Consider the following 23,569-nt stretch of genomic DNA (forward strand, 5'->3'; position numbering starts at 1 on the left):
GGGGCCGGGCGCTCAGCCCTGGACCATGGCCGGGTCCATCCACATGATCTCCCAGGTGTGGCCGTCGAGGTCGTCGAAGGCCCGGCCGTACATGACGCCGTGGTCCTGGGCCGGGCGGGGCTCGGTGGCCCCGGCCGCCAGGGCCCCGTCGACCAGCTCGTCCACCGCGGCGCGGCTTTCGGCGCTCAGACAGAGCAGGACCTCGGAGGTCTTGGTGGCGTCCGCGATCTCCTTGTGGGTGAAGTCCTTGTAGCGGGCCTCGGTCAGCAGCATGGCCACGATGGTGTCGCTGATGACCATGGAGGCGCAGTTCTCGTCGGTGAACTGGGCGTTGAAGGAGTAGCCCAGCTTGCCCCAGAAGGCCTTGCTGGCGCCCAGGTCCTTGACGGGCAGGTTGACGAAGATCATGGTCGCGGACATCTCGGTCTCTCTTCTCTCGTGTGCACTTCGGCGCTTTCGAGAGTGAGACCGTGGCGGCCCGGGAAACTCATCGCTTCCGCGCGAGTTTTTTTGACTTCGTCAGAAACCGCAGGTCAGGCCGCTGCCGAGCGCAGCTTCAGGGCCGCCAGCGGTACGAAGCCGGCCGCGCCCTCGCCGCGCAGCAGCTCCGCGTCCGTACCGGCCAGCCGCTTGTGGAGGGCCAGCGCGATCCGCTCGCCCAGCTCCTTGGCGCGCTCGGCGTTCGGCCCGTGGTGCCGGCCGTCGATCGTCGCGCGCCACAGCTGCACCCAGCGGCCGAAGTCCGCGGCGGTCATCGCCCGGGCGGAGTGCAGGGCGCCGTGCGGGGCGAAGGCGTCGCGCCGGTAGTCGGCGGTGCGGAAGAGGGCCCGCTCCCAGAAGTCGGTGATCCGGGGCAGGTGGGCCTCCAGGTCCGTGCCCGCGATCTCCGTGAAGAAGGGCCCGATCCGCGCATCCGCGAAGGCGGCCGTGTAGAAGCGGCGCAGCACGACGTCGAGGTCGGCGCGGCCCGAGATGTCCCCGGCGGCGGCGAATTGGCTCATCGTTCCACCATCCTTCCCCACGGCGCTCTTCTCCAGGGGCGAAAGTCCCGCTGTACGTCACGAGGAATTGATGTCGCGTCAATTCGGTGCCCCTAGGTTCCCCGGTGCGAGCGACTCCGCGCCCGACCGGCCGCGGGGCCTTCCTCCCCCCAGGAGTGACCGTGGAACGTCGTACCTTCCTGCGCGGCGCGGTGATCGGTTCGTCGGCCGCCGCCTTCGGCGGCACCTTGATGCACGGGGCCGCCTACGCCGCCCCCGCCCAGCCCGGTGCCGGGCCCTACGGCGCGCTCGGCGCGGCGGACGCCAACGGCATCCAGCTGCCCGCCGGCTTCAGCAGCCGGGTGATCGCCCGCTCCGGCCAGAACGTCGGACCCACCACCTACAAGTGGCACAGCGCCCCGGACGGCGGCGCGTGCTTCGCGGACGGCACGGGCTGGATCTACGTGTCGAACTCGGAGATCAACCCCTCCGGCGGCGTGAGCGCGGTGAAGTTCGACTCCTCGGGCACCATCACCGGCTCCTACCGGATCCTCTCCAACACGCGGCAGAACTGCGCGGGCGGCAAGACCCCGTGGAACACCTGGCTGTCCTGCGAGGAGGTCAGCCTCGGCTACGTCTACGAGACCGACCCCTACGGCGTGAACGCGGCGGTGCAGCGCCCCGCGATGGGCCGCTTCAAGCACGAGGCGGCCGCCGCCGACCCGGTGCGCCAGGTGATCTACCTGACCGAGGACGAGACCAGCGGCTGCTTCTACCGCTTCATCCCGGCCACCTGGGGCAATCTCGCCTCCGGCACCCTCCAGGTGCTCGTCGCCGGGACCGCCACCTCCGGGTCCTTCACCTGGCAGAACGTGCCGGACCCGGACGGCTCCCCGACCACCACCCGCACCCAGGTCTCCGGCTCCAAGAAGTTCAACGGCGGCGAGGGCTGCCACTACGCCAACGACACGGTCTGGTTCACCACCAAGGGCGACAACCGGGTCTGGCAGCTCAACCTGGCGAGCAGCACGTACGAGCTGGCCTACGACGACTCGCTCGTACCCGGCGGCGCGGCCCCGCTGACGGGCGTGGACAACGTCACCGGGTCCTCGTACGGCGACCTGTACGTCGCCGAGGACGGCGGCAACATGGAGATCTGCCTGATCACGCCGGACGACGTGGTCGCCCCCTTCCTGCGGATCACCGGCCAGTCCTCCTCGGAGATCACCGGCCCGGCGTTCTCCCCCGACGGCAGCCGCCTCTTCTTCAGCAGCCAGCGCGGTACGAGCGGAAGCTCGACCGGCGGCATCACCTACGAGGTGACGGGCCCGTTCCGTACCTGACGGGTACCCGCGGATCCGCATCCGTCCCGTGCGGCCCCGGCCCTTCACCGGGCCGGGGCCGCACGTGCCTCAGGAGGCCACGGCCCCGCCCCGGAGCAGCGCGGCGCCCAGCGGGGTCACCGTGTGCAGCACCGCGTTCCCGTGGCGGAGCGTGGTGACCAGCCCCGCCTCGCGCATCACGCAGGCGTGCTGGCTGGCGGAGGCCAGTGAGACCCCGGCCCGGCGGGCCAGTTCGCTGGTGGTGGCGCCGTCGCCTATGGCCCGCAGCACCACCGAGCGGGTGTGCCCGACGAGCTTGCCCAGGGTGCGCTGGCGGTGCTCCTCCACGGGCCGGGCCGACTCGCCGCCCGCGGGCGCCGAGGCCAGGTGCGCGGCGGCCGGATAGACCAGCACCGGCGGCAGCTCCGGGTCGTGCAGGGTCACCGCGGTGCGCCGGCAGAAGAAGGACGGCTGGAGCAGCAGCCCCCGCCCGCGCAGCCGTACGTCCCGGTCCACGGGGTAGTCGCACTCCAGCACCGGGGCACGCCAGCGCAGCATCGGCGGCAGCGAGGCCAGCAGTTCGTCCGCGCCCCCGTCCAGCAGGGCCCGGCCGCGCGCGGCCCGCTCGGCCTCGATCTGGGCCTGGATGTGCGTCCAGTACGGCTCCACGGCCGCCCGGTGGTATCCGCGCAGCTCGCCGAGCAGCCTCGGCAGCTGCTCGGTGCCGCCGTCCATGAACTCCCGCAACCGCCGCGGGACCGTGGTGTCGGGGCCCCCGCTCACGGCGGAGGGCATCCCGAAGGCCGCCCCGAGGCCCGTTCCCGCGCCCAGCAGCGCCAGCTCGCGGCGCATCCGCTCGGGGCGGATGGCACGCAGGGCGTCGAGGCCCAGGTCCCACCCGTACTGCCCCTCCACAGGGGTCAGGAAATCGGGGAAATAGCCGCGACTCGGTATGAGCGCACCGATCAAGCGTGTTTCACTATTCAACCTGCTCCGGGTTTCCGTACGCCATTCACCGAACAACCGGGCATCACGCCGGTCTCTTAAGCGGTGAAAGCTGAGAATCGTCTCCCACAACGCATCGGGACGCCCTGCCATCCGTACGCGTGCCAGGTCCACTCCAGTGAAATGGATACGCAGCACCGAACCCCCACCTGTGCAACCGCAATCCCCCCGCCCCATGAGTATGCATGCAGTCACACGTGGTCACCACGCCCTTTCGGCCACAGTTGAAACCCCTTTCGGCAGGGGCGTGACAACCGAAATCCTGTACTCCGCCGGGCACACTCCGATGCGACCGAAACGCTCCGCGAAGGCCGTGGGGGGCTTTGCGGGGCCTGGCGGTCGGTCGCACCGGGAAGCGCCGACGTGCCCGGCAGAATGACAGCGGCGGTGGACGGGTGGGGATCCGTCCACCGCCTGCTGGCGTAAAGATTTGTTGAACAGCAAAAAATAGGCGCGCCCGCCCCCAGGGCGTCAGGGAACCCGGGGGCAGGCGCGGTCTGTGAGGCCCTTCTCAGGGCCGGGGATCAGCGGCTGTCGCTGCCCTTCGCCTCGGCGGCCGCGCGACCGGCCTCCAGGCGCGCCACCGGAATCCGGAAGGGCGAGCAGGAGACGTAGTCGAGGCCGACCTCGTGGAAGAAGTGGACCGACTCGGGGTCGCCGCCGTGCTCGCCGCAGACGCCGAGCTTGAGGTCGGGGCGGGTGGCCCGGCCGGCCTCGACGGCGCTGCGGACCAGCGTGCCGACGCCGTCCTTGTCGATGGTCTCGAAGGGCGAGACCCCGAAGATCCCCTTCTCCAGGTACGCGGTGAAGAAGCTGGCCTCGACGTCGTCGCGGGAGAAGCCCCACACCGTCTGGGTCAGGTCGTTCGTGCCGAAGGAGAAGAACTGCGCGGCCTCGGCGATCTGGTCGGCCGTCAGGGCGGCGCGCGGCAGCTCGATCATCGTGCCGATGGTCAGCTTGAGGCTGGTGCCGGTGGCGGCCTCGACCTCGGCGATGACCCGGTCGGCCTCCTCGCGGACGATCTCCAGCTCCTGGACGGTGCCCACGAGCGGAACCATGATCTCGGCGCGCGGGTCGCCCTTGGCGTTCTTGCGCTCGGCGGCGGCCTCGGCGATCGCCCGTACCTGCATGGCGAACAGACCGGGGATGACCAGGCCGAGGCGGACACCGCGCAGACCCAACATCGGGTTCTGCTCGTGCAGCTTGTGCACGGCCTGGAGCAGGCGCAGGTCGTTCTCGTTGGCGTCCTTGCGGGACTCGGCGAGGGCGACGCGCACCGACAGCTCGGTGATGTCGGGCAGGAACTCGTGCAGCGGCGGGTCGAGCAGGCGGACGGTGACGGGCAGGCCGTCCATCGCCTCGAACAGCTCGACGAAGTCCTTCTTCTGCAGCGGCAGGAGGGCACTGAGTGCCTCGTCGCGCTCGCCGTCGGTGTCCGCAAGGATCAGGCGCTCGACCATCTCGCGGCGCTCTCCGAGGAACATGTGCTCGGTGCGGCACAGGCCGATGCCCTGGGCGCCGAAGCGGCGGGCGCGCAGTGCGTCCTCGGCGTTGTCGGCGTTGGCGCGCACCCGCAGGCGGCGGACGCGGTCCGCGTACGCCATGATCCGGTGGACGGCCTGGACCAGCTCGTTGGCGTCGTCGGCACCGGCGTGCATCCGGCCCTCGAAGTACTCGACGACCGGGGACGGTACGACGGGTACCTCACCGAGGTAGACCTTGCCGGTGGAGCCGTCGATCGAGACGACGTCGCCCTCTTCGATGACCGTCTCGCCGACCGTCAGGCGGCGGCGCTTGGTGTCGACGTCGAGCTCCTCGGCGCCGCAGACACAGGTCTTGCCCATGCCGCGGGCGACGACGGCCGCGTGCGAAGTCTTGCCGCCGCGCGAGGTCAGGATGCCCTCGGAGGCGATCATGCCGTCCAGGTCGTCCGGGTTGGTCTCGCGGCGGATCAGGATGACCTTCTCGCCGGAGCGGGACCACTTGACGGCCGTGTACGAGTCGAAGACGGCCTTGCCGACCGCCGCGCCCGGGGAGGCGGCGATGCCGCGGCCCAGCAGCGTGGTGTTCGCGTTCTCGTCGAAGCGCGGGAACATCAGCTGCGCGAGCTGGTGGCCGGTGACGCGCTGGAGGGCCTCGGCCTCGTCGATCAGGCCCTGGTCCACGAGCTGGGTGGCGATGCGGAAGGCGGCACCGGCGGTGCGCTTGCCCACGCGGGTCTGCAGCATCCACAGCTGGCCGCGCTCGATGGTGAACTCGATGTCGCAGAGATCCTTGTAGTGGGTCTCCAGCGTCTCCATGATCGTCATGAGCTGGTCGTACGAGGCCTTGTCGATGGCCTCCAGGTCCGCGAGCGGCACGGTGTTGCGGATACCCGCGACCACGTCCTCGCCCTGGGCGTTCTGGAGGTAGTCGCCGTAGACGCCCTGGTGGCCGCTGGCGGGGTCGCGGGTGAAGGCGACGCCGGTGCCGGAGTCGGGGCCGAGGTTGCCGAAGACCATGGAGCAGATGTTGACGGCGGTGCCCAGGTCGCCGGGGATGCGCTCCTGGCGGCGGTAGAGCTTGGCGCGGTCGGTGTTCCAGGAGTTGAAGACCGCCTCGACGGCGAGGTCCATCTGCTCGCGGGCGGCCTGCGGGAACTCGCGGCCGGCTTCCTTCGCCACGATCTTCTTAAAGACCTTGACCAGCTTCTTCAGGTCGGCGGCGTCGAGGTCGGTGTCGACGGTGACCTTCTTGGCGGCCTTGGCCTCGTCGAGGGCGTCCTCGAAGAGCTCGCCCTCGACGCCGAGGACGGTCTTGCCGAACATCTGGATGAGGCGGCGGTACGAGTCCCACGCGAAGCGCTCGTCACCGGACTGCGAGGCGAGACCGGTGACGGACTCGTCGGAGAGGCCGATGTTGAGGACGGTGTCCATCATGCCGGGCATCGAGAACTTGGCACCGGAGCGCACGGAGACCAGCAGCGGGTCGTCCGACTGGCCGAGCTTCTTGCCCATCTTCGCCTCGAGGGCCGCGAGGTGGGCGCTGACCTCGTCGCGCAGTTCGGCCGGGGCCGAGCCGCTTTCGAGGTAGACCTTGCAGGCCTCGGTGGTGATGGTGAAGCCGGGAGGGACGGGGAGACCAAGGTTGGTCATCTCGGCGAGGTTGGCTCCCTTGCCGCCGAGGAGGTCCTTGAGGTCCCGGTTGCCCTCGGTGAAGTCGTAGACGAACTTCTGATCTTTGTTTTCCGACACGGGTCTCGACTCCTCGAGGCTCGGTGGCTGCCCTGACGGCCAGGAACATACCCAGATCGAAGGCTTCTGGGTACGTCCACTTGGTCGTCATGTGGCTGTAACCACCCGTGCGCCAGCAGATCGAAAGTAACTCATGGGTAATCAGAACGGACCAAGAGCCTTCACATCCCGAAGGCCGAAGGGCGTTTTGAGGCTTGATCACGCTCGGATGAGCGATCATCGATCTATTTGCGTTCAAGTATTGAACGCACAAAGGGTGGCACCCAGTGCCACCCTTTGAAAGTCTTACCCGTGATCTTCGCGCTCATCTGAGCGAAACCTCTCCCATGCGTGGCGTATATCACGCGACACGGAGGGCGATTTGTCAGCCTCCGGAAGTGTCCAGTTCGGCTTCCTCGCTGATGCCCGCGCAGTCGTACGGGTCCTTCAGCCAGCCGTCCGGCAGGACAACTCGGTTGTTTCCGGACGTCCGACCCCGCGGACCGTCCGCGCTCTCCGGCCAGGCTTGATCCAGATCAAGCTCGCTCAGATGAGCGTCCAGTTCGGCCAGGGAGGAGGTGACCGCAAGCTTCTTGCGCATCTCGGACCCGACGGAGAACCCCTTGAGGTACCAAGCCACGTGCTTACGGAAGTCGATCACCCCGCGCGCCTCGTCGCCGATCCACTCCCCGAGCAGTTGCGCGTGGCGGTGCATGGTGCCCGCGACCTCGCGCAGCGTGGGCTTGTGGAAGTCCTCGGGGCGGCCCTCGAAGGCCGCCACCAGGTCGTTGAACAGCCACGGGCGGCCCAGGCAGCCGCGCCCCACGACCACGCCGTCGCAGCCGGTCTCGCGGACCATGCGCAGTGCGTCCTCGGCGCACCAGATGTCGCCGTTGCCGAGCACCGGGATCTCCGGCACGTGCTCCTTGAGCCGCGCGATGGCGTCCCAGTCGGCGGTGCCGCCGTAGTGCTGGGCGGTGGTGCGTCCGTGCAGGGCGATCGCGGTGACGCCCTCCTCGACGGCGATCCGGCCGGCGTCGAGGTAGGTGAGGTGGTCGTCGTTGATGCCCTTGCGCATCTTCATGGTCACCGGCAGGTCGCCGGCGCCGGCGACGGCCTCGCGGAGGATCGCGCGCAGCAGGTTCCGCTTGTACGGGAGGGCCGAGCCACCGCCCTTGCGGGTGACCTTGGGGACCGGGCAGCCGAAATTGAGGTCGATGTGGTCGGCGCGGTCCTCTTCGACGATCATGCGGACCGCCTTGCCGACCGTCGCGGGGTCGACTCCGTACAGCTGGATCGAGCGGGGCTTCTCGGTCTCGTCGAAGTGGATCAGCTGCATGGTCTTCTCGTTGCGCTCGACCAGGGCGCGGGTCGTGATCATCTCGCTCACGAACAGCCCCTTGCCGCCCGAGAACTCCCGGCAGAGGGTACGGAACGGGGCATTGGTGATGCCGGCCATGGGCGCGAGCACCACCGGGGGCTGCACGGTGTGCGGGCCGATCGCGAGAGGCGGAGGGAGCGTGGTCATCCGCCCATTGTCCCGCATGCCGGGGCGGTGGTGCAGACGTACGATCGGCGGCATGATCGAGCCGAGTCAGCCGAGTCGCAAACAGCGCATGATCGTCCTGGCTGTCTGCTGCATGAGTCTGCTGATCGTCAGCCTCGACAACACCGTCCTGAACGTCGCGCTGCCGTCCATGCGCGAGGATCTGGACGCCTCGGTCGCGGGGATGCAGTGGACGATCGACGCCTACACCCTGGTCCTCGCCTCGCTGCTGATGCTCGCGGGCTCCACCGCCGACCGGATCGGCCGCCGCAGGGTGTTCGTCGCCGGTCTGGTGCTCTTCACCGCCGGATCCCTGCTGTGCTCGCTCGCGCCCAGCCTCGAATGGCTGATCGCGTACCGGATGGTCCAGGCCGTCGGCGGCGCGATGCTGAACCCGGTGGCGATGTCGATCATCACCAACACCTTCACCGATCCCGCCCAGCGGGCGCGGGCGATCGGCGTGTGGGGGGCGGTCGCGGGCGTCTCCATGGCGGCGGGTCCCCTCATCGGCGGTCTGCTGGTGGACTCCGTGGGCTGGCGCTCGATCTTCTGGGTGAACCTGCCGATCGGGCTGGCGGCCCTCGTACTGACCCTGCGCCACGTCCCCGAGTCCCGCGCGGCGCGGGCCCGGCGCCCTGACCCGGTGGGCCAGCTGCTGGTCATGGCGCTGCTGGGCACGCTGACGTACGGCATCATCGAGGCGCCGTCGGCGGGCTGGCGCTCGCCGCTGATCATGGGCTGCGCCCTGGCGGCCTTCGCCTCGCTGGTGGGGCTGCTGATCTACGAGCCCCGGCGCGAGGAGCCGCTGATCGATTTCCGGTTCTTCCGGAGCGCGCCCTTCAGCGGGGCCACGGTCATCGCCGTGAGCGCCTTCTCCGGGATGGCCGGGTTCCTCTTCCTGAACACCCTGTACCTGCAGGACGTACGGGGGCTGGACGCGCTGCACGCCGGGCTCTACATGCTGCCGATGGCCGCGCTGACCATGCTCGTCGCACCGATTTCGGGCCGGCTGGTGGGCAGCCGGGGGCCGCGGCTTCCGCTGCTCGTCGCGGGGGTCGCGATGGCCGCGAGCGGGCTGCTCTTCGCCGCGTTCCAGGCCGAGACGTCCACCCCGCTCATGTTCACCGGGTACGTGCTCTTCGGCCTCGGCTTCGGCATGGTGAACGCGCCGATCACCAATACGGCGGTGTCCGGGATGCCTCGATCCCAGGCGGGCGTCGCGGCCGCCATCGCCTCCACCAGCCGGCAGACGGGCAGCACGCTGGGCGTCGCGATCGTCGGCGCCGTCCTGGCGGCCGGGCTGGCTAACGGCTCCGACTTCGCCGGGGCGACGGGCCCGGCGTGGTGGATCATCACGGCCTGCGGCCTGCTGGTCCTGGGGGTGGGCGCGGCGACGAGCGGCCCCTGGGCCCGCGCGACGGCGGCCCGCACGGCCCGCACCCTGGACCCTTCGACCCCCCGCACCCGGGCGGACGCCTGACCCGAGCCGAAGGCATGACTCGGGGGGACGCCTGACCCGGGCGACCGCCCGGCAACGGGCTCCGATGTCACATGCTCGGCAGCTGTCCTGTCCTACCTCCAGACGCATCCACCGGAAGCCTGGAGGCCCGAAATGACCGCCCGCATCTCGCTCACCCCGCCCCGCACCCTGCTGAACCGCATCGGGTCCTGGTACTCCCGACGGACGTACGGCAAGGTGCTCGAACCCGGGCTCGCGATCGGCCACAACCAGAAGGTCCTGCTCGCCTACGTCAAGCTGGAGCGCTCCGTCGCCAAGTGGAACGCGCTCGAACCGGCCCTGAGGCATCTCGCCGTGATGGCCACCGCGGCCCGGATCAACTGCTCCTGGTGCATGGACTTCGGCCACTGGGAAGGCAGCGGACTCGGCCTGCCGCTCGACAAGATCTCCCAGGTGCCGCAGTGGCGGGACCACCGCGAGGCCTTCACCGAGCTGGAACTCCAGGTCATGGAGTACGCCGAGGCCATGACCGAGACCGAGCCCGCCGTCACCGACGGACTCGCCGAGGCGCTGCTGGGACGGCTGGGCGAGGCCGCCTTCGTGGAACTCACCGCCACGGTCGCCCTGGAGAACTTGCGCTCCCGGATGAACAGCGCCTTCGGCCTGACCAGCCAGGGCTTCTCCGAGGCCTGCGCGGTACCGTCCCGTACGTGATCGAGATCGCCGTCTTCGAACAGCACCGGCCGATGCTCTTCGGCATCGCCTACCGGATGCTCGGCAGCGTCGCGGATGCCGAGGACCTGGTCCAGGACACCTGGCTCCGCTGCAGCCAGGCGTCCGCCCAGGTCGCCAGCCCGGGCGGCTACCTGGCCCGTACGATCACCAACCTCGCGCTCAACCGGCTGAGTTCTGCGGCCGTCAAGCGGGAGCAGTACGTCGGCCCCTGGCTGCCCGAGCCGCTGGTCACCGTGCCGGACGCCACCGGGGACGTGGAGCTGGCCGAGTCGGTCTCGCTCGCCATGCTGGTGGTTCTGGAGAGCCTCTCACCGCTGGAGCGGGCGGTCTTCGTACTCAAGGAGGTCTTCGGCTTCTCGTATCGGGAGATCGCCGAGACGCTCGACCGCACCGAGACCTCGGTACGCCAGGTCGGCTCCCGGGCCAAGTCGCACGTCCAGGCACGCCGGCCGCGCCACGAGGCCCCGGCCGAGGTGAGGCGCCACGTCACCGACGAGTTCCTCGCCGCGTGCCTCGGGGGTGACCTGAACCGCATGCTGGAACTGCTCGCCCCCGACGTCACCGCGTGGAACGACGGCGGCGGGAAGGTCAAGGCGGCCCTGCGCCCGCTGCACGGCGCCGAGAACGTTGCCCGCTTCCTCGCAGCCGTGCTCGCCCAGCCGATGGAGGCCCCGCGCGTCGTGGCCGTCGACGTCAATGGCCGGCCGGGCCTGCTGCTCACCACGGCCGGACGGCCGGACACCGTCGCCTGCGTGGAGGTCGAGGACGGCCGGATCACCGAGATCCGGGTCATCCGCAACCCCGACAAGCTCCGCCACCTGGCCTGACCCGACGCCCAGGGACGGGGCAGGGCTACTCCTGGCAGTCGAAGTCGTCCGCGCGGGTGTCGATCCGCGCCAGCAGGGCGCGCAGCGCGTCCTGGTCACCGGCCGACAGGCCTGCGAACAGGCCCTGCTCGACCTCGTCGAGCGCCGCGTTCGTCCTGCCCAGTGCCGTCGATCCCGCGACGGTGATGGCCACGTTGTGGCGACGGCGGTCCGCCGGGTCCCGCCGGCGTTCGGCCAGGCCGTCGCCCTCCAGGTCGTTCAGGATCCCGACGAGCACGCTCGGGTCCACCTCCAGCCGCTCGGCCAGCGCCCGCTGGCTGATGGGGCCGTCCTCCAAGTGCATCAGCGTCATCGCGTGCCGCGGCGTGAGCCCCGCCGTGCTGAGCGCCTTCTTCATCCGGGCCTGGGTGACCGATCCGTGCCAGGCCAGCAGCAGGCCCAGCCGCTGCGGTGGGTGCGATGTGTCCTGGTCTGCCGTCATGGTCCACATCGTAGCAATCAAGAAATGATTATATTTGCAATATCATTGAGAATGTTCAATGATTCTGAATAATCAACCCTTGGAGATCCCCATGTTCATCGCCTACGCCGTCGTCGGCGGCCTCCTCGCCCTCGTCCTGACCGCCTCCGCCACCTTCACGCTGCAGCGCAACGACCAGATCGTCGCCAGCATGCGCAAGGTCCAGGTCCCGGACTCCTGGTTGCCACGCCTGGCCGCCCTCAAGGCGGCCGGCGCGATCGGCCTGGTCGCGGGCCTGTGGGTCACCCCCCTCGGTGTCGCCGCCGCCATCGGCGTGACCCTCTACTTCGCCGGTGCGGTCATCGCCCATCTCCGCGCCAAGGACTACGAGCTCGCCCCGGCCGCCGTCCTGACCGCGGTCTCGGCCGCTGCCCTGGCCCTGCGGGTCCTTTCGTAGCCGTCACCTTCACGCTGACGAGTGACAGATATTGAAATCTGTCACTCGTCATGTCATTCTCGTTTCATGACCACGAACGAGAACACCACCGCAACCACCCGCACCCTCGGGGCCACCGGGCCGTCCGTCTTCCCGCTCGGCCTCGGCTGCATGGGGATGTCAGCGCTGTACGGGGAGGCCGACCGCCCGGAGTCCGTCGCCACCATCCACGCCGCCCTGGACGCCGGCGTCACGCTGCTCGACACCGGCGACTTCTACGGCATGGGCCACAACGAACTACTGATCAACGAAGCCCTCCGCACCGCGCCCGCAGCGGCTCGCGAGCGGGCGCTGACCAGCGTCAAGTTCGGCGCTTTGCGCACGGTCGAGGGCGGCTTCACCGGCTACGACGGCCGGCCGGAGGCCGTCAAGAACTTCCTGGCCTACTCGCTCCAGCGGCTCGGCCGGGACCACATCGACATCTACCGGATCGCCCGCGTGGACCCGGACGTCCCGATCGAGGAGACCATCGGGGCCATCGCCGAGGCCGTCGAGGCGGGGCACGTGCGCCACATCGGCCTCTCCGAGGTCGGCGCGGACACGCTGCGCCGGGCCGCCGCCGTGGCCCCGATCGCCGACCTCCAGATCGAGTACTCGCTCATCTCCCGCGGCATCGAGGACGAGATCCTGCCGACCGCCCGCGAGCTCGGCATAGGCATCACGGCGTACGGAGTACTGTCCCGCGGCCTGATCAGCGGCCACTTCACCCGGGACCGCAAGCTGAGCCCGCACGACTTCCGCGGCATGAGTCCGCGCTTCCAGGGTGACAACCTCGACCGGAACCTCGGTCTGGTCGACGCCCTGCGCAAGGTCGCCGAGGGCAAGGGCGTGAGCGTGGCCCAGACCGCCATCGCATGGGTGCTCTCCCGCGGCGAGGACATCGTGCCGCTGGTGGGTGCCCGGCGCCGGGACCGGCTGGCCGAGGCACTGGGTGCCATGGAGATATCGCTCAGCGCCGCCGACCTGGCCGCGATCGAGGAGGCCGTGCCCGCGGGCGCCGCGGCCGGGGACCGTTACCCGGCGGCCCAGATGGCCCACCTCGACAGCGAGCACTGAGCTGGCGGTACGGTCGTCCCATGTCCCCCGCAGCTGCCGAGCCCCTGACACCCGAGCGCATCCTCGAAACCACCGAGGAGGTACTGCGCCGCTTCGGCCCGACCAAGGCGACCGTGGTGGACGTGGCCCGCGCGCTGGGCGTCAGCCACGGCAGCGTGTACCGGCACTTCCCGTCGAAGGCGGCGCTGCGCGAGGCCGTCACGGACCGCTGGCTCGCCAAGAGCGTCGTCATGCTGGAGGCAATCACCGCGGCGCCCGCCGAGAGTGCCCCTTCCAAGCTGGAGGCGTGGCTGGAGGCGCTGTTCGAGGCCAAGCGCCACAAGGCCGGTGACGATCCGGAGCTGTTCGCCACCTACACCGTGCTGCTCGCCGAGAACAGCGGGATCGTGGAGACCCACCTGGCCGAGCTGATCGGCCAGCTGGCCCGGATCATCGCCGAGGGCGTCGCGGCGGGCACGCTCGCCGCCGAGGACGTACCGGCCGCCGCCCGCGCGGTCTTCGACGCCACCGGCCGCTTTCACGACCCGCAGTACGCGGCCGACTGGCTCTCGCCCACGATCTTCACGGAGTTCGAAGCGGTCACCGCGCTGGTCGTCCGGGGTCTGCGCGCCTGACGCGCAGCCCGGCCCGGCTCATCCGGAATCCTTCAGTCCGGACAGCTTGATGATCATTTTGGGCGTGTTCGCCTTGTACATGCCACCCCGATGTCCTTACGGTCCCCTTACGCACTCATCAGGCACGTTCCAGGGGGAACCTTGTCCGCCCAAGTAGCACGACCCGCACCTCCCGCCCGCTCGGGAGCCGCAACCGCCCTCGGCTGGATCCTGACCATCGGCCTCAATGTCGTGGCGCCGATCATCACGTACAACACCCTCGTCGACGACCACGGCTGGAGCGAGTTCTCGGCGCTCCTCCTCAGCAGCGCCTGGCCGGTGCTCGACACCGCCATCAGCGTGGCCTGGCGGCGCAAGCTCGACGAGTTCGCCATCGTCACCCTGGTGTTCATCGTGATCACGGCCGTCGTCTCGCTGATCGGCGCGCACTCGGCCCGCGCCCTGCTCATCAAGGACTCGGGCGTGACCGGGCTGTTCGGGCTGCTCTGCCTGGCCACGCTGCTCGCACCGCGCCCGTTGATGTTCTACTTCAGCCGTAAGTTCGCCACCGACGGCACCCCGGAGAGCACGGCCTGGTGGAACGGCCTGTGGCAGTACGAGGGCTTCCGGACCACGCTGACCCGGATGACCCTGGTCTGGGGCGTCGCGTACGTCACCGAGGCTGTAGTCCGCATCGCCCTGGCGTACGTGCTGAGCACCAAGACCATGGTGACCCTCAGCCCGATCATGATCTACGGGGTGCTCGGCGCTCTGGGCGTGTGGACCGCCCTGTACGGCAAGCGGTCCCAGGCGGAGGGCGAGCGCCGCGCTGCCGCCGCGGCGGCGGCCGAGGCCTCGGCCGCCTGAGACGGAGCACACGCAAAGACCGGTGGCCCGGTGCGCAACGAGCGCACCGGGCCACCGGCCTTCCGAGCGGCGGAACCTAGCAGCCGAGCAGGCGGCTGCCGAGGTAGCTCTGGATCTGGTCCAGGGAGACGCGCTCCTGCTTCATGGTGTCGCGCTCGCGCACGGTCACCGCGTTGTCGTCCAGGGTGTCGAAGTCGACGGTGACGCAGAACGGCGTACCGATCTCGTCCTGGCGGCGGTAACGGCGGCCGATGGCGCCCGCGTCGTCGAACTCGATGTTCCAGTTCTTGCGCAGGTCGGCGGCGAGGCCCTTGGCCTTCGGCGACAGCTGCGGGTTGCGGGACAGCGGCAGGACGGCGACCTTGATCGGAGCCAGGCGCGGGTCGAGGCGCATCACGGTGCGCTTCTCCATGACGCCCTTGGCGTTGGGGGCCTCGTCCTCGATGTACGCGTCGAGCATGAAGGCGAGCATGGCGCGGTTCACACCGGCCGCCGGCTCGATGACGTACGGGGTGTAGCGCTCACCGGCCTCCTGGTCGAAGTAGGTGAGGTCCTGGCCGGAGGCGGCGGAGTGGGCCTTGAGGTCGAAGTCGGTGCGGTTGGCCACGCCTTCGAGCTCGGAGAACTCGTTGCCGCCGAAGTTGAAGCGGTACTCGATGTCGGCGGTGCGCTTCGAGTAGTGGGACAGCTTCTCCTTCGGGTGCTCGTACCAGCGGATGTTCTCCTCGCGGATGCCGAGGTCGCGGTACCAGTTCCACCGCTCGGCCATCCAGTACTCCTGCCACTGCTCGTCCTCGCCCGGCTTGACGAAGAACTCCATCTCCATCTGCTCGAACTCGCGCGTGCGGAAGATGAAGTTGCCCGGAGTGATCTCGTTCCGGAAGGACTTGCCCATCTGCGCGATGCCGAACGGGGGCTTCTTGCGCGAGGTGGTCTGCACCATGGCGAAGTTGGTGAAGATGCCCTGGGCGGTCTCGGGGCGCAGGTACGCCTTGGAGGCGGTGTCCTGGCTCGGGCCGAGGTGGGTCTCCAGCATGCCGGAGAACTGCTTGGGCTCGGTGAACTGGCCCTTCACACCGCAGTGGGGGCAGTTGATGTCGGCGAGGCCGTTCTCGGGCAGACGGCCGTGCTTGGCCTCGTACGCCTCTTCAAGGTGGTCCGCGCGGTGGCGCTTGTGACAGGCGGTGCACTCGGTCAGCGGGTCCGAGAAGGTGGCGACGTGGCCGGAGGCCACCCAGACCTCGGGGGCCAGGATCACGGACGAGTCGAGGCCGACGATGTCCTCACGCCCGGTGACCATCGCCTTCCACCACTGGCGCTTGATGTTCTCCTTGAGCTCGACACCCAGCGGACCGTAGTCCCAGGCAGCCCTGGAACCGCCGTAGATGTCACTGCACGGGAAAACGAAGCCACGGCGCTTGCTCAGGCTGACGATGGTGTCGATCTTGTCGGCGGCCACGGTGCTCTCTTCATTACGAGGACGAACGGCGAAGTCTTTAGGTTACCGGCGCCCGCACCCCCGCTTTCAAGTCGGTTCCCCTTCCGCAGCCCGGGCCCTGGGCCCTCCACCTGGGTTTTTGACAATCGTTTCCATCTTTGATGAAAATGGATGTCATGAACGTACGACGCCTCATACCCGCTGCCGCCCTCGCCGGAGCCGTCGCCCTCGGCGCCACGGCCCTCACCGCCTGTTCCGGAGCGAGTGCCGCGGGCAGCAAGGACGGCAAGCTCGCCGTGACGGCGTCGTTCTACCCGATGCAGTTCCTCGCCGAGCAGATCGGCAAGGACCACGTGAAGGTCGACACCCTGACCAAGCCGGGTGTCGAACCGCACGACCTGGAGATCACCCCGAGGCAGACCGGCCGGATGGGCGAGGCCGACGTGATCCTCTACGTCAAGTCCCTCCAGCCCGCCGTCGACAAGGCAATCGTCCAGTCCGGCGTGAAGAACGTCGTCGACGCCGCGACCCTGACCACGCTCGAAGTCCACGCCGCGTCCGGCCACGACCACGAGGGCGAGGCGGGCGAGGCGGGTCACGACCACAGCCACGGCGAGGCCGGCGCGGACCCGCACATCTGGCTCGACCCCGCCAAGTACGCGGAGGTCGCCAAGGGCGTCGGCGCGGCCCTGGAGAAGGCCGACCCCGGCCACGCAGCCGACTACAAGAAGAACACCGACGCGCTGGTGGGCAGGCTGACCGGGCTCGACACCGAGTTCAAGGACGGCCTGAAGGACACGGCCACCAGGACCTTCATCACCACCCACTCCGCCTTCGGCTACCTCGCCGAGCGCTACGGCCTGGACCAGGAGGGCATCTCCGGCGTCGACCCCGAGGCCGAGCCGAGCCCGGCCCGGGTCAAGGAGATCCAGGAGATCGCGAAGAAGGAGAATGTCACCACCGTGTTCTTCGAGACCCTGGCCAGCGACAAGACGGCCAAGACCCTCGCGACGGACACCGGCCTGACGACCGACGTCCTCGACCCGCTCGAGGGAATCACCGCCAAGTCCCAGGGCGCTGACTACTTCGAGGTCATGCGGTCCAACCTGAAGAACCTCCAGAAGGCACTCGGTAGCAAGTGATGACAGCAGCAGCAACGGAGGCGCGAGCCATGCAGTCCACGCCCCGACAGGCAGATGACCAGGCCGTCATATCCCTGCGCGGGGCCACGGCCTCGCTCGGCTCGCGCCCCGTGCTGCGCGGGATCGACCTCACCGTCCACCGCGGCGAGGTCGTCGCGCTGCTCGGCGCGAACGGCTCCGGCAAGTCCACGGCCGTGCGCGCCGTCGTCGGCCAGGTCCCGCTCACCGACGGCGCCCTGTCCCTCTTCGGAACGGACTTCAAGCGCTTCAAGGACTGGTCGCGCATCGGATACGTCCCGCAGCGCACCACCGCCGCCAGCGGCGTCCCCGCCACCGTCCGCGAGGTCGTTTCCTCCGGCCGGCTGGCCCGTACCCGCTTCGGCATCCTGCGCAAGGCCGACAAGGCCGCCGTGGAGCGCGCCCTGGCCCTCGTGGACATGGACACGCACGGCGACGCCTCCGTCAACGCCCTTTCCGGCGGCCAGCACCAGCGCGTCCTGATCGCCCGGGCGCTCGCCGTCGAGCCGGAACTCCTGATCATGGACGAGCCGATGGCCGGCGTAGACCTCGGCAACCAGGAGGTCCTCGCGAACGCCCTGCGCGAGCAGGTCGCCGCCGGCTCCACCGTCCTCCTCGTCCTGCACGAGCTGGGCCCGCTGGAGCCGCTGATCGAGCGCGCCGTCGTCCTGCGCGACGGCTGCGTGGTCCACGACGGCCCGCCCCCGGAGGCCGTCGGCCAGCACGCCCTGCCCGGCCACGACCACGTACACCCCCACGCGGCGCACGACGCCGAGCCCCTGCGGAGCGGACTGCTGAGCTGATGGACCTCCTCGACTACGCCTTCATGCAGCGGGCCCTGATCGCGGCCTTCCTCGTCGGGATCACGGCGCCCGCGATCGGTACGTACCTCGTCCAGCGCCGCCAGGCCGTCATGGGCGACGGCATCGGCCACGTGGCCATGACCGGTGTCGCCCTCGGCTTCCTGCTCAACACCAGCCCGGTGTGGATGGCCACCCTGGTCGCCGTCGTCGGCGCGGTGGGCATGGAGCTCATCCGCTCCCGCGGCAAGACCAGCGGCGACATCGCGCTCGCCATGCTCTTCTACGGCGGCCTGGCCGGCGGTGTCTTGATCATCAACATGGCCGGCGGCTCCACCGCCAACCTGAGCAGCTACCTCTTCGGCGGCATCGCCACCGTCGCGCCGCAGGACGTCACGGCTGCGGTGATCCTCGCCGCCTTCGTCATCACCGTCACCATCGGACTGCGCCGCCAGCTGTTCGCCATCAGCCAGGACGAGGAGTTCGCCCGGGTCACCGGCCTGCCGGTACGCGCACTGAACCTCCTGATGGCCGTCACGGCCGCCGTCACCGTCACGGTGGCCATGCGCATCGTGGGCCTGCTGCTGGTCAGCGCGATGATGGTGATCCCCGTCGCGGCAGCCCAGCGCGTGACCCGCGGGTTCGTCGCGACCCTGTCCCTCGCGATGGCGATCGGCGTGGTGGTCTCCCTGACGGGCGTGACCGCCACGTACTACCTCGACGCGCCCTCGGGGGCGACGATCGTGCTGCTCGCCATCGCCGTCTTCACGGTGATGGCGGCCGTGTCGACGCCACTGGCCAGGCGCCGGGCGAAAGCGGCCCGGATCGCCGCCGAAGAGGTCTGTACGCGGGACGATGTGAAGGTCTGACCGGACCGGCCGCCTGGCACAATGGCGGCAGGCCGATACGAGGAGGAACCGGTGGCGACTGCGCCTGGCGAGACGAATACCGCGCCAGTACGAGGACGATCCACCCGGCAGCGCGCCGCCGTGGCGGCGGCCCTGGACGAGGTGGACGAGTTCCGCAGCGCCCAGGAGCTCCACGACATGCTCAAGCACCGTGGCGACTCCGTGGGCCTGACCACCGTCTACCGCACCCTCCAGTCGCTCGCGGACGCCGGCGAGGTCGACGTGCTGCGCACGAGCGACGGCGAGTCCGTCTACCGGCGCTGCTCGACCGGGGACCACCACCACCACCTGGTCTGCCGCAAGTGCGGCAAGGCGGTGGAGGTGGAGGGCCCGGCCGTGGAGAAGTGGGCGGAGTCCATCGCGGCCGAGCACGGCTACGTGAACGTGGCCCACACGGTGGAGATCTTCGGCACCTGCGCGGAGTGCGCGGCCGCCGCCTCCTAGAGTCGCTTCAGGTTCCGGTCGAGGATCGCCCGCAGGCGGTCGACGTCGGCCGGGTCCTGGACACCCCGCTTGGGCAGGACCGTCATGGCCACCGCCCCCTTGTCGTCACTGAGCATGACGAACGCCTCGGCCGTCTCCGCGTACCTCGGCTGCGCCGCCCAGCCGATTCGCGTCCGGGAGGCGGCCGTCGTCACCTCGACTCCGGCCGCGTCCACGACGGTACGGGCCTCCCCCGCCTTCTCCAGCAGTCCGCCGAAGGCGCGCGCCTGGAGCCGCGGGCCGAACAGCACGAAGGCCCACAGCACCGTCCCGCCGACGAGGAGGCCCGCCGGTCTCCCCGCCGCGCTCTGCGCATCCACCAGCGCCAGCAGGCCGAGCCCCAGCAACAGCGTCCCGGCGAAGACGAACATCCCCCGCCGACGGCGCCCCTGGGCCGTGCGCGCGTCCCGGACGCGCAGCGCCTGCGCGAGGTCCGCCTTGGTCGTCCGGTAGACGAGCTCGACCGCCTGCCCGTCCTGCCGGGCCGCCTGCGCGTTCATGTCCATATCCATGTCCATGACAGCGGAGCCTATCGCCGGGACGCGCGGCCGCCCGTCAGCCGGTGGGGGCGTCGGGCTGGTTCGGGACGGCCCCGCCGAAGCGGCGGTCGCGCTGGGCGTACTCCAGGCAGGCCCGCCACAGGTCGCGGCGGTCGAAGTCCGGCCACAGCACGTCCTGGTAGACCATCTCGGCGTAGGCGCTCTGCCAGATCAGGTAGTTGGAGGTCCGCTGCTCGCCGCTCGGGCGCAGGAACAGGTCCACGTCCGGCATGTCCGGGTAGTAGATGTACTTCGCGAAGGTCTTCTCGTTCACCTTCGACGGGTCCAGCTTCCCGGCGGCGACATCGCGGGCGATGGCCTGCGCCGCGTCCGCGATCTCCGCGCGGCCGCCGTAGTTGACGCAGAAGTACAGGGTCATCGCGTCGTTGTCGACGGTCTGCTCCTGGGCGACCTGGAGCTCCTGGACGACCGACTTCCACATCTTCGGCATGCGGCCGACCCAGCGGATGCGGATGCCCAGCTCGTTCATCTCGTCGCGGCGGCGCCGGATGACATCGCGGTTGAAGTTCATGAGGAAGCGCACCTCGTCGGGCGAGCGCTTCCAGTTCTCCGTCGAGAAGGCGTAGAGGGAGAGGTTCTTGACGCCCATCTCCAGGCAGCCCTTGAGCACGTCGAGGACGACGCCCTCGCCGACCTTGTGGCCCTCCGTGCGCGGCAGGCCGCGCTCCTTGGCCCAGCGGCCGTTGCCATCCATGACGATGGCCACGTGGTTCGGGACCAGCTCGCCGGGGATCTTCGGCGGGACCGCACCGGACGGGTGCGGCTCGGGAACCTTGTACTCGCGGCGAGAGCGTCCCAGAATCCCGCGTCGTGCCATGTGCCCAGCTCCTATTTCTCGACGTATCGCAGGGAGCGTAGCCCGCGCTCCAGATGCCAGTGCAAATAGGCCGAGACCAGCCCGCTGCCCTCCCGCACGTGACGCGCCTCGCACGCGTCGGCATGCCCCCAGTCGCCCGTCAGCAGCGCGCTGAGGAGGGCGATGGCCTCCGACGAGGGTACGACGCTGCCGGGCACACGGCAGTCCCCGCATATCACCCCGCCCGCGGCGACGGAGAAATGCCGGTTGGGACCGTGGATCCCGCACTTCGCGCAGTCCTCGAAGCTGGGCGCGTAGCCGTTGACGGCGAGGGAGCGCAGCAGGAAGGCGTCGAGGATGAGGTGCGGTTCGTGTTCGCCCCGCGAGAGCGTGCGCAGGGCGCCGACGAGCAGCAGGTACTGCTGTACGGCGGGCTCGCCCTCGTTCTCGGTGAAGCGCTCGGCGGTCTCCAGCATGGCGGTGCCGGCGGTGTAGCGGGCGTAGTCGGTGACGATGCCGTTGCCGTAGGGGGCGATGATCTCGGTCTGGGTGCAGAGCGGCAGGCTGCGGCCGATCAGCTCGCTGCCGCGGGCGAAGAACTGCACGTCGGCGTGGGAGAAAGGTTCCAGCCCGGCACCGAATTTGGACTTCGTACGCCGCACCCCGCGGGCGACGGCCCGTACCCGGCCGTGGCCTCGGGTCAGCAGCGTGATGATGCGGTCCGCCTCACCCAGCTTCTGGGTGCGCAGCACGATGCCGTCGTCGCGGAACAGACTCATGCGCCCATTGTCGCCTGTACGGGGGGCCGTACGGGGACACCTCCGGGACGGCGACGGCCCCTCGTCCGGACGGGGGGAAGTCCGGGCGAGGGGCGATCACCCCTTGGGAGGGTCAGGGGGCCGGCGTTCCCGCGTCGTCGGCCTTCTCCGCCCCGGCCGGGGCGGCGGCGGCCTGGGCGGGCACCGCCGCGGCGACCGGCTCGGCAGCGGCGACCGGCTCAGCAGCGGCGGACTCCTCCGGCTCGGCCGGAACCTCGGCGGCGACGGCGTCGGCATCGGCATCGGCGGACTCAGGGGCGGCCGGGACAGCCGGGGCCTCGGCCTTCGTCAGCCCGTTGAAGATCAGGTTGAGGACGATGGCGGCCGTGGCACCGAGGGTGACACCGCTGTTGAGCAGCGAGGACAGGTCCGCGTTCATGTGCTTGGTGAAGAAGACGGGCACGGTCGCGGGGAGCAGGGCGAAGGCGAGGGAGACGCCCACGATCAGCGCGTTCTTCTCCTCCTTGAGGTCGACCTTGCCCAGGGTCTGGATACCGGCCAGGGCGACCATGCCGAACATCACGGTCGCGGCGCCACCGAGGACCCCGTGCGGGACGGCGGCGACGATCGCCGCGGCCTTGGGCAGCAGACCCAGGATGATCATGAAGACGCCGGCGGCGACGACCACGAACCGGCTCTTGACCTTCGTCATCCGCACCAGGCCGACGTTCTCGGCGAAGGCCACGTACGGGAAGGAGTTCAGGACACCGCCGAGGGCGGTCGCCGCGCCGTCGGCACGCAGGGCGCGGGCCACGGTCTCGCTGTCGACCTCCTTGCCCACGATGTCGCCGACCGCGTACGTGTCACCCGTCGTCTCGACCATCGTGATCAGCATGACGATCAGCATGAGGACGATCGGGAACCACTCGAACTTCGGGACGCCGAAGTGGAAGGGGGTGGTGACCCCGATCCAGGCGGAGTTGCCGACGTCGCCGAACTTCGCGTCGCCGAGGAGGAACGCGGTCGCGGTGCCGCCGACCAGGCCGAGCAGGATGGAGATGCTGGAGAGGAACGGCTTGCCGATCCTCATCAGGACGAGGATGAAGAGCATCGTGCCGCCGGCGTACGCGAAGTTCTTCGGGTCGCCGAAGTCCGGGCTGCCGAGGCCGCCGGCCGCGTCGTTGAGGCCGACCGGGATCAGGACGATGCCCAGCACGGTGATCACGGTGCCCGTGACGACCGGCGGGAAGAGCCGCATGACCGTCCGGAACGCCTTGGCGGGCAGCCAGGCGAAGGCGAAGGTCGCGATGCCGGCGGTGATGACCGCGCCGTAGATGACCAGCAGCGCGGCGGTCCCGCCGCCCGCGCCGAGGCCGATGGCGATCATCGGGGAGACGGCCGTGAAGGTCACGCCCTGGATGAGCGGCAGCCGCGCGCCGATCCGGCCGATGCCCCAGGCCTGGATGATGGAGGCGATACCGCAGGTGAACAGGTCCGCGTTGATCAGGTAGACCAGCTGCTCAGGGCTCAGCTTCAGCGCGTTGCCCACGATGATCGGAACGATCACCGCACCGGCGTAGAAGGCGAGTACGTGCTGGAAGCCGTACAGCGCGAGCTTGGGGAGGGGGAGCACCTCGTCGACCGGGTGCGTGCTCTGCTCTCCGTCGACGGAAAGCCGGGCGGCGACACGTGCCATCTCTGCCTTGCCCTTCAAAGAGGTGAGGTAAGTGAGAGGAGATCTGGTTATCCCTGGCCGGAGTGGGTCGCTAACCCGTTGATCCGCCAGGGTTGTCAGTGCGTTCACGTGAATCGAAGCCCCGCTGTGTTACGGGCGTCGTCTCGTCGTGTGACCGGAATTGAACGCCTGTGGGAGGCCTCACAGATATCGTCGACGTCTACAAATTGTTGACGATCAGCGATCTTCGATCTGTCGGTTTCTCCAGTGGTGGAGACCTCGGCGCTGGAGTATGCGGAACACCGCCCGAAAGCATGCATGACCACCGCGCAGTTGCGAAGCGCCGCGGCAACTCCCCACGCCACGGCCCGTTGTGCACTTCGGGCCCGCAAAGCAGCAGTCCCCGCTCCTGCCGTCCAAGGGGTGGGACGCG

At 69.6% G+C, this 23,569-nt stretch carries 23 protein-coding genes; 12 read left to right on the forward strand and 11 right to left on the reverse strand.

Going from position 1 to position 23,569, the window contains the following annotated elements; all coding sequences use genetic code 11:
• Nucleotides 1–12 precede the first annotated feature (12 nt).
• On the reverse strand, nt 13–420 hold the full coding sequence (locus OG429_RS13850; protein WP_328925630.1) for a VOC family protein: 408 nt from the start codon (nt 418–420) through the stop codon (nt 13–15).
• Nucleotides 421–533: 113 nt separating this feature from the next.
• Complete coding sequence (locus OG429_RS13855) at nt 534–1,001, reverse strand: group III truncated hemoglobin (RefSeq protein ID WP_328925631.1); 468 nt, start codon at nt 999–1,001, stop codon at nt 534–536.
• Between the two features lie 161 nt (nt 1,002–1,162).
• Here OG429_RS13855 and OG429_RS13860 point away from each other — a divergent pair, with 161 nt between their 5' ends.
• Nucleotides 1,163–2,323, forward strand: a complete 1,161-nt coding sequence (locus OG429_RS13860; protein ID WP_328925632.1) for an alkaline phosphatase PhoX — start codon at nt 1,163–1,165, stop codon at nt 2,321–2,323.
• A gap of 69 nt (nt 2,324–2,392) precedes the next feature.
• On the opposite strand, the gene OG429_RS13865 is transcribed toward OG429_RS13860, so the two are convergent.
• The 3 genes from OG429_RS13865 to dusB all read right to left on the reverse strand — a co-directional run bounded on the left by OG429_RS13865 (nt 2,393) and on the right by dusB (nt 8,065).
• Entirely contained in the window at nt 2,393–3,445 is a 1,053-nt protein-coding gene (locus OG429_RS13865) for an ArsR/SmtB family transcription factor (protein ID WP_328925633.1), read from the reverse strand.
• 386 nt (nt 3,446–3,831) lie between these two features.
• Nucleotides 3,832–6,540 carry a pyruvate, phosphate dikinase gene (gene ppdK / locus OG429_RS13870; RefSeq protein WP_328925634.1) on the reverse strand — a complete coding sequence of 903 codons (2,709 nt, stop codon included), beginning with the start codon at nt 6,538–6,540 and terminating at the stop codon, nt 3,832–3,834.
• A 364-nt stretch (nt 6,541–6,904) separates the two neighbouring features.
• Nucleotides 6,905–8,065 carry a tRNA dihydrouridine synthase DusB gene (dusB, locus tag OG429_RS13875; protein ID WP_328925635.1) on the reverse strand — a complete coding sequence of 387 codons (1,161 nt, stop codon included), beginning with the start codon at nt 8,063–8,065 and terminating at the stop codon, nt 6,905–6,907.
• 34 nt (nt 8,066–8,099) lie between these two features.
• On the opposite strand from dusB, the gene OG429_RS13880 reads away from it, so the two are divergent.
• From OG429_RS13880 to OG429_RS13890, 3 genes are all read left to right on the forward strand, one after another.
• Nucleotides 8,100–9,545, forward strand: coding sequence for an MFS transporter (locus tag OG429_RS13880; protein WP_328925636.1), 1,446 nt, complete (start codon nt 8,100–8,102; stop codon nt 9,543–9,545).
• 132 nt (nt 9,546–9,677) lie between these two features.
• Entirely contained in the window at nt 9,678–10,238 is a 561-nt protein-coding gene (locus OG429_RS13885) for a carboxymuconolactone decarboxylase family protein (protein ID WP_328925637.1), read from the forward strand.
• The gene (locus OG429_RS13890; RefSeq protein ID WP_328925638.1) at nt 10,235–11,086 is read left to right on the forward strand and encodes an RNA polymerase sigma-70 factor; all 852 of its coding nucleotides are present in this window, start codon (nt 10,235–10,237) and stop codon (nt 11,084–11,086) included. Before OG429_RS13885 ends, OG429_RS13890 begins: the two co-directional genes overlap by 4 nt.
• A 25-nt stretch (nt 11,087–11,111) precedes the next feature.
• Here the strand turns inward: OG429_RS13890 and OG429_RS13895 are convergent, their stop codons facing one another.
• Nucleotides 11,112–11,567, reverse strand: coding sequence for a MarR family winged helix-turn-helix transcriptional regulator (locus OG429_RS13895; RefSeq protein WP_328925639.1), 456 nt, complete (start codon nt 11,565–11,567; stop codon nt 11,112–11,114).
• Between the two features lie 79 nt (nt 11,568–11,646).
• Here OG429_RS13895 and OG429_RS13900 point away from each other — a divergent pair, with 79 nt between their 5' ends.
• The 4 genes from OG429_RS13900 (at nt 11,647) to OG429_RS13915 (ending at nt 14,558) form a co-directional block, all read left to right on the forward strand.
• A complete protein-coding gene (locus tag OG429_RS13900) occupies nt 11,647–12,003 on the forward strand; it encodes a DoxX family protein (protein ID WP_328925640.1) in 357 nt (118 codons plus the stop codon).
• 66 nt (nt 12,004–12,069) lie between these two features.
• Complete coding sequence (locus OG429_RS13905) at nt 12,070–13,098, forward strand: aldo/keto reductase (RefSeq protein WP_328925641.1); 1,029 nt, start codon at nt 12,070–12,072, stop codon at nt 13,096–13,098.
• A 20-nt stretch (nt 13,099–13,118) separates the two neighbouring features.
• Nucleotides 13,119–13,712: a TetR family transcriptional regulator gene (locus tag OG429_RS13910; RefSeq protein WP_328925642.1), complete on the forward strand. Its 594-nt coding sequence runs from the start codon at nt 13,119–13,121 to the stop codon at nt 13,710–13,712.
• Nucleotides 13,713–13,853: 141 nt separating this feature from the next.
• The gene (locus tag OG429_RS13915) at nt 13,854–14,558 is read left to right on the forward strand and encodes a VC0807 family protein (RefSeq protein ID WP_328925643.1); all 705 of its coding nucleotides are present in this window, start codon (nt 13,854–13,856) and stop codon (nt 14,556–14,558) included.
• A gap of 76 nt (nt 14,559–14,634) precedes the next feature.
• Here OG429_RS13915 and OG429_RS13920 read toward each other — a convergent pair whose 3' ends face one another.
• A complete protein-coding gene (locus tag OG429_RS13920) occupies nt 14,635–16,017 on the reverse strand; it encodes a glycine--tRNA ligase (protein ID WP_328925644.1) in 1,383 nt (460 codons plus the stop codon).
• Nucleotides 16,018–16,172: 155 nt separating this feature from the next.
• Between OG429_RS13920 and OG429_RS13925 the strand changes: the two genes are divergently transcribed.
• From OG429_RS13925 to OG429_RS13940, 4 genes are read left to right on the forward strand one after another with little or no spacing between them, the layout of a single operon-like run.
• A complete protein-coding gene (locus tag OG429_RS13925; RefSeq protein ID WP_328925645.1) occupies nt 16,173–17,138 on the forward strand; it encodes a metal ABC transporter substrate-binding protein in 966 nt (321 codons plus the stop codon).
• 29 nt (nt 17,139–17,167) lie between these two features.
• Nucleotides 17,168–17,959, forward strand: a complete 792-nt coding sequence (locus tag OG429_RS13930; RefSeq protein WP_328925646.1) for a metal ABC transporter ATP-binding protein — start codon at nt 17,168–17,170, stop codon at nt 17,957–17,959.
• On the forward strand, nt 17,959–18,825 hold the full coding sequence (locus tag OG429_RS13935; protein ID WP_328925647.1) for a metal ABC transporter permease: 867 nt from the start codon (nt 17,959–17,961) through the stop codon (nt 18,823–18,825). The genes OG429_RS13930 and OG429_RS13935 overlap by 1 nt, the downstream gene beginning before the upstream one ends.
• 51 nt (nt 18,826–18,876) lie before the next feature.
• A complete protein-coding gene (locus OG429_RS13940; RefSeq protein ID WP_328925648.1) occupies nt 18,877–19,308 on the forward strand; it encodes a Fur family transcriptional regulator in 432 nt (143 codons plus the stop codon).
• Here OG429_RS13940 and OG429_RS13945 read toward each other — a convergent pair.
• The 4 genes from OG429_RS13945 to OG429_RS13960 form a co-directional block, all read right to left on the reverse strand.
• Nucleotides 19,305–19,865: a YcxB family protein gene (locus OG429_RS13945; protein ID WP_328925649.1), complete on the reverse strand. Its 561-nt coding sequence runs from the start codon at nt 19,863–19,865 to the stop codon at nt 19,305–19,307. The genes OG429_RS13940 and OG429_RS13945 overlap by 4 nt on opposite strands.
• A gap of 37 nt (nt 19,866–19,902) precedes the next feature.
• Nucleotides 19,903–20,724, reverse strand: coding sequence for an isoprenyl transferase (locus tag OG429_RS13950; RefSeq protein WP_328925650.1), 822 nt, complete (start codon nt 20,722–20,724; stop codon nt 19,903–19,905).
• Between the two features lie 11 nt (nt 20,725–20,735).
• The gene (gene recO / locus OG429_RS13955; protein WP_030009060.1) at nt 20,736–21,482 is read right to left on the reverse strand and encodes a DNA repair protein RecO; all 747 of its coding nucleotides are present in this window, start codon (nt 21,480–21,482) and stop codon (nt 20,736–20,738) included.
• Between the two features lie 112 nt (nt 21,483–21,594).
• Nucleotides 21,595–23,157, reverse strand: coding sequence for a nucleobase:cation symporter-2 family protein (locus OG429_RS13960; RefSeq protein WP_328925651.1), 1,563 nt, complete (start codon nt 23,155–23,157; stop codon nt 21,595–21,597).
• Between the last annotated feature and the right edge of the window lie 412 nt (nt 23,158–23,569).

This window comes from Streptomyces sp. NBC_00190, assembly GCF_036203305.1.
Classification (GTDB): Bacteria; Actinomycetota; Actinomycetes; order Streptomycetales; family Streptomycetaceae; genus Streptomyces.